Here is a 5,454-nt window from a genome sequence, read left to right on the forward strand (position 1 = left end):
GAAGAGCCCTGCTCACTCACGCTCATCACCCCCTTCCCGGGGCTCGAAGTCCGGCAGCAGGCGGCCCAGCTTGCGCAGGGCGCGGTTCAGGCGGGACTTGACCGTGCCCCGCGGCCAGCCCAGGGCCTCGGCGGTTTCGGACTCGTCCATCTCCAGGAGATAGCGGTAGGTGACGACCAGGCGGTGCTCCTCGCTCAGCCGCTCCAGCGCGCACAGCAGAGCCGCGCGCCGCTCCGACTCCAGCGTGGCGACCGCCGGGTCCGCCGCGTCCGGTATCAGCGGCTCGGCCCCGGCGAAGGCCGCCTCCCGGCCGGCGAGCGTCCGCTGCCGGGCCGCCGTGCGCATCGTGTTCCTCGCCTCGTTGGCCACGATCGCCAGCAGCCACGGCCGGAAGGACGCGCCGTCCCGGAACCGGCCCAGCGAGCAGTACGCCTTCACGAAGGCCTGCTGCACCACGTCCTCCGCGTCCGCCCCCGCGCCGAGCGCGGCGGCCGCCCTGAGCGCGATGCCCGTGTGGGCCCGCACCAGCTCCGCGTACGCCTCCGGCTCCCCGGCGCGCACGCGAGCGATCACCGCGGCCTCATCGACGATGCGGCCCCCCTCCCGCGTCCTCACACCCTTGTTACACCGCGGGGGACGATTCGGTTCCCACCTGTTCCGGACCCGTTCCGGATCGGGCCTCCGTACCTGAGAGAATGGTGAACATGGCCAACGACCGCCCGCCCGTCGCCCACCACCACCCTCAGGGGAATGGCTTCGCCATGCCGAGCAGTCCGCGCGTGCTCTCCGGTATCCAGCCCACCGCCGGCTCGTTCCACCTCGGCAACTACCTCGGCGCCGTCCGCCAGTGGGTTGCCCTGCAGGAGACCCACGACGCGTTCTACATGGTCGTCGACCTGCACGCGATCACGGTCCCGCAGGACCCGAAGGAGCTGCGGGCCAACACCCGGCTCGCCGCCGCGCAGCTGCTGGCCGCGGGTCTGGACCCGGACCGGTGCACGCTCTTCGTGCAGAGCCACGTACCGGAGCACGCCCAGCTCGCCTGGGTGATGAACTGCCTCACCGGCTTCGGCGAGGCCGGCCGCATGACCCAGTTCAAGGACAAGGCCGCCAAGCAGGGCGCCGAGCGGGCCTCCGTCGGCCTGTTCACGTACCCGATCCTGCAGGTCGCCGACATCCTGCTGTACCAGGCCAACGAGGTGCCGGTGGGCGAGGACCAGCGCCAGCACATCGAGCTGACCCGCGACCTGGCCGAGCGCTTCAACGGACGCTTCGGACAGACGTTCACGGTCCCGGCGCCGTACATCCTCAAGGAGACGGCGAAGATCTACGACCTGCAGGACCCGTCGATCAAGATGAGCAAGTCGGCGTCCACGCCGAAGGGCCTGATCAACCTGCTCGACGAGCCGAAGACCACCGCCAAGAAGGTCAAGAGCGCCGTCACCGACACCGACACCGTGATCCGGTACGACGCGGAGAACAAGCCGGGCATCTCGAACCTCCTGACCATCTACTCCACCCTCACCGGCAGGTCGATCGCCGAGCTGGAGCGGGAGTACGAGGGCAAGATGTACGGCGCCCTCAAGACCGACCTCGCCGAGGTCATGGTCGAGTTCGTGACGCCGTTCCGCGAGCGCACCCAGCAGTACCTGGACGACGCCGAGACGCTCGACTCGATCCTGGCCAAGGGCGCGGAGAAGGCGCGCGCCGTCGCCGCGGAGACGCTCGCGCAGGCGTACGACCGGGTCGGATTCCTGCCGGCGAAGCACTGAGGGCTCCTGCCGGGAAGTGCGCGGAAGCAGGGACCGGTGCCGGGGCGCAGGGCCGTGCGCCGGTCCGAGTGGGCAGAGCGCTGTACATCACCTTCGCCGCGCCTGCCCACAGGACATCCGGGGCCGTACAGTCGATATCCGACGGCCCCGGACGAGACGGCCGACAAGACGACAGACGCGACGACGGGAGACGACGTGGGGACCGTAACGATCGGCGTGTCGATCGCGGTCCCGGAGCCACACGGCAGCCTGCTCCAGGAGCGGCGCGCGGGCTTCGGCGACGCCGCGGCGCACGGCATCCCCACGCACGTCACCCTGCTGCCGCCGACCGAGGTGGACGAGGCCCAACTGCCCGCCGTCGAGGCGCACCTCACCGGGGTCGCGGCGGCCGGCCGGCCGTTCCCGATGCGGCTGTGCGGCACCGGCACGTTTCGTCCGCTGTCCCCGGTGGTCTACGTCCGCGTCGTCCGGGGCGCCGAGGAGTGCGCCCGGCTCCAGCAGCGGGTGCGGGACGCCTCCGGGCCGGTGGCGCGCGAGCTGCAGTTCCCGTACCACCCGCACGTCACCGTGGCGCACGGCATCGACGAGGCCGCGATGGACCGCGCCTTCGCGGAGCTGGCCGGCTTCGAGGCGGAGTGGCCGTGCACCGGCTTCGCGCTGTACGAGCAGGGCGCGGACGGGGTGTGGCGCAAGCTGCGTGAGTACACGTTCGGGGGATGTGTGGTGCCGTCGCAGGCGCTGCGCGGGGTGGGTCGCAGCGCGGTGTCGTAGGGACCGGACCGCCCGTCCGGCGTCCGCGGCGCCGTGGTCGCCGTTCCGCGGTTCGGCGCCTCCGCAGGGCGCTACAGCGGCAGTCTCCGGAACAGCGCCCTCGGCGTGTGCCGCAGCACCGACATGACGAGCCGCAGCAGGCCCGGCACCCATACGGCCTCCGAGCGTCTGCGCAGACCCAGCTCGATCGCCGTGGCGACCGCCTCCGGGGTCGTGGCGAGGGGCTCGCGCGCCCGGCCCGCCGTCATCCTCGTACGGACGAATCCGGGGCGTACGACCATGACGTGCACGCCGGTGCCGTAGAGCGCGTCGCCGAGGCCCTGCGCGAAGGTGTCGAGGCCGGCCTTGCTGGAGCCGTAGATGAAGTCGGCGCGGCGGGCGCGCTCCCCGGCGGCGGCGGAGAGGACCACGAGGGAGCCGTGGCCCTGTGCCTGCAGGGCGCGGGCGGCGACCAGGCCGGCGGAGACGGCCCCGGTGTAGTTGGTCTGGGCGACCCGTACGGCGCGCAGCGGGTCGCGCTCGTCGTGCGCCTGGTCCCCGAGGACGCCGAACGCGAGCAGCACCGTGTCGACGGCGCCCTCGGCGAAGACCTTGCCGAGGGCGGTCTCGTGGGACTCGGGGTCGAGGGCGTCGAAGTCGACCGTGCGGACGTCCGCGCCGAGGGCGCGCAGGCTCACGGCGGCCTGCTCCAGGCCGGACGAGGGGCGGCCGGCCAGCCACACCGTGCGGGCGCGGCGCGCGATCAGCCGGCGGACGGTGGCGAGCGCGATCTCGGACGTGCCGCCGAGGACGAGCAGGGACTGGGGGAGGCCGAAGGCGTCCTTCACAGGCATGCACGCGACCGTATCGCCCATATGTGATCGATTACGTATGAAACGTCACCTCGTTCGGGCAAACGTCACCCGAAGGCGGGACCGCCCCTGTCCGCCGTCCCGCGGTTCCGGGGTACGCCGACATGGAGCACTTTCGGGGGCCTTCCCGTCGCGCTGGCGGAACTGGTGCCGTACCGCCCCGCCTGGACGGCGGCGCGGAGCGCGGGGGCGCCCGTCACGGCCGTGGCCGACGACGCATCAGATCCGGCAGCGGCCACCGGCGGTTGACCAGGAACGCCGCGCCGGCGAGCAGCACCAGCAGCCCGCCCGCGACGGCCAGGGCGGTGCCGACACCGCTGGACCCGGACCGGGCGGCCGCGCTCACCGGCTTCGAGCCGGAGCCATGGGTTCCGGTGGGGACCCGGCCGGAGGCGCTGGGCGCGGCGGAGGCGGGTACCGCGTTCTTCGGCGGCACCAGCGCGCCCACCGGCTGCACCTTGCCGGCCGCCTGGAAGCCCCAGTCGAGCAGCTTGGCGGCCTCCTTGTAGACCTCGTTGTGCTCGTGCTTCTGCGGGTTCATCACGGTGACGAGCAGCACCTTGCCGTTCCGCTCGGCGACCCCGGTGAAGGTGGCGCCCGCGTTGGTGGTGTTGCCGTTCTTCACGCCCGCGATGCCCCGGTAGACGGGGACGTCGGTGTCGCCGCTCAGCAGCCGGTTGGTGTTGCGGATCGTCCCGGACTCGAACGTCGCCTGCACCGTCGAGCAGTAGTCGCGGAAGTCCTTCTTCTGCAGACCGGACCGGGCGAACAGGGTCAGGTCGTACGCCGACGACACCTGCCCCGGCTCGTCGTAGCCGTCCGGGCTGACCACGTGCGTGTCCAGGGCCTGCAGTTCGTCGGCGTGGTCCTGCATGTCCCGGACGGTCTGCGAGACACCCTGGTTCATCGCCGACAGCACGTGCACGGCGTCGTTGCCCGAGCGCAGGAACACCCCGAGCCACAGGTCGCGGACGCTGTAGGTGTGCCCCGCCTTTATCCCGACCACGCTGGAGCCGACACCCATGCCCGCGAGGTCCGACGGCACGACCTTGTGCTCCATTGTCTTCGGGAACCGGGGGAGCAGGGTGTCCGCGAACAGCATCTTCAGCGTGCTCGCCGGGGGCAGCCGCCAGTGGGCGTTGTGCGAGGCCAGCACCTCGCCGGACTCGGCGTCGGAGACGATCCACGAGCGGGCGGTGAGGTCCTTGGGCAGCACGGGGACACCGGGCGCGAGATTCACCTGGGTGCCCGGCAGCCCCAGCCGGTCGCCGCCCACCGTCGACATGCGGGCCGGGGGTGTGGCCGTCGGGCTCGTGGTGGGGCCGGGGGCGGCGAGGGCGGCGGGCGCGGTGACGGACAGGGTCAACAGGGTGGCGGAGGTGATCAGCAGCGATCGCCGGCCGGTCTTCTTCGGTGCGGGCACGGTCGAGAACGTACCTGCCGAGGGCCGTGAAGTCCCGCCGCACCCTCCACCCCCGACACGGAACCGGACAGCCGACGGTGATACTGGTGTGATGAAGCTCAGCCGCCCGGTCTCCTGGTTCCTGCTCGCCTTCGGGGTGTGGAGCTGGTTCATCTGGGTCACTTTCGTCAAGAACCTGTTCAAGGACGGCAGCGGTCTCGCCTTCCACGGCGGTCACCCGACCGCGTACTTCTGGGTGCACCTGCTGCTGGCGATCGTCTCCTTCGTATTGGGGACGGCCATCGGGGTCATCGGGTTGCGCGGGCTGCGGGCACTGCGCCGGACGTCATAGCGGAGCCGGTCGGGTGGTCGTCGTCCTCGTGCTCGCCGTCGTGGCCGTCCTGGCCGTCGTGGCGGGCCTGCACTGGTACCTCTGGCGGCGCCTGGTCCGCGACACCACCCGCACGGGGAGCCGGGCCCGCCGATGTGGCACGGCCCTGTTCGTCGCCGGCCCGCTCCTGGCCATCGCCGCCCTCCTCACGGAGCGCTCCGGCGCCCCCTTCTGGCTCCAGCGCACCCTGGCCTGGCCGGGCTTCCTGTGGATGGCCCTCGCCCTGTACCTCCTCCTGACCGTCCTGGCAGGAGAAGCGGTACGCCC

6 protein-coding genes and 1 pseudogene are annotated in these 5,454 nt (G+C 72.1%); 4 read left to right on the top strand and 3 right to left on the bottom strand.

The window, feature by feature from the left end; all coding sequences use genetic code 11:
* Positions 1-12: 12 nt before the first annotated feature.
* Positions 13-615 (bottom strand): RNA polymerase sigma factor, encoded by a 603-nt coding sequence (locus ACLU3S_RS35490; RefSeq protein WP_413956088.1) that lies wholly within the window; start codon positions 613-615, stop codon positions 13-15.
* Between the two features lie 146 nt (positions 616-761).
* On the opposite strand from ACLU3S_RS35490, the gene trpS reads away from it, so the two are divergent.
* Together trpS and ACLU3S_RS35500 are read left to right on the top strand one after the other, a co-directional pair.
* Positions 762-1,772: a tryptophan--tRNA ligase gene (trpS, locus tag ACLU3S_RS35495; RefSeq protein WP_413956092.1), complete on the top strand. Its 1,011-nt coding sequence runs from the start codon at positions 762-764 to the stop codon at positions 1,770-1,772.
* Positions 1,773-1,967: 195 nt separating this feature from the next.
* Positions 1,968-2,543, top strand: coding sequence for a 2'-5' RNA ligase family protein (locus ACLU3S_RS35500; protein WP_413956089.1), 576 nt, complete (start codon positions 1,968-1,970; stop codon positions 2,541-2,543).
* Between the two features lie 71 nt (positions 2,544-2,614).
* On the opposite strand, the gene ACLU3S_RS35505 is transcribed toward ACLU3S_RS35500, so the two are convergent.
* Positions 2,615-3,370 carry a decaprenylphospho-beta-D-erythro-pentofuranosid-2-ulose 2-reductase gene (locus ACLU3S_RS35505; RefSeq protein ID WP_413956093.1) on the bottom strand — a complete coding sequence of 252 codons (756 nt, stop codon included), beginning with the start codon at positions 3,368-3,370 and terminating at the stop codon, positions 2,615-2,617.
* Positions 3,371-3,590: 220 nt separating this feature from the next.
* The gene (locus ACLU3S_RS35510) at positions 3,591-4,817 is read right to left on the bottom strand and encodes a D-alanyl-D-alanine carboxypeptidase family protein (protein WP_413956090.1); all 1,227 of its coding nucleotides are present in this window, start codon (positions 4,815-4,817) and stop codon (positions 3,591-3,593) included.
* Positions 4,818-4,908: 91 nt separating this feature from the next.
* Between ACLU3S_RS35510 and ACLU3S_RS35515 the strand changes: the two genes are divergently transcribed.
* Positions 4,909-5,148: an SCO4848 family membrane protein gene (locus ACLU3S_RS35515; protein WP_413956091.1), complete on the top strand. Its 240-nt coding sequence runs from the start codon at positions 4,909-4,911 to the stop codon at positions 5,146-5,148.
* 13 nt (positions 5,149-5,161) lie between these two features.
* Positions 5,162-5,454: pseudogene (locus ACLU3S_RS35520) on the top strand (metallophosphoesterase); the annotation flags it as partial.

Source organism: Streptomyces sp. AF1A, assembly GCF_047340315.1.
Lineage (GTDB): Bacteria > Actinomycetota > Actinomycetes > Streptomycetales > Streptomycetaceae > Streptomyces.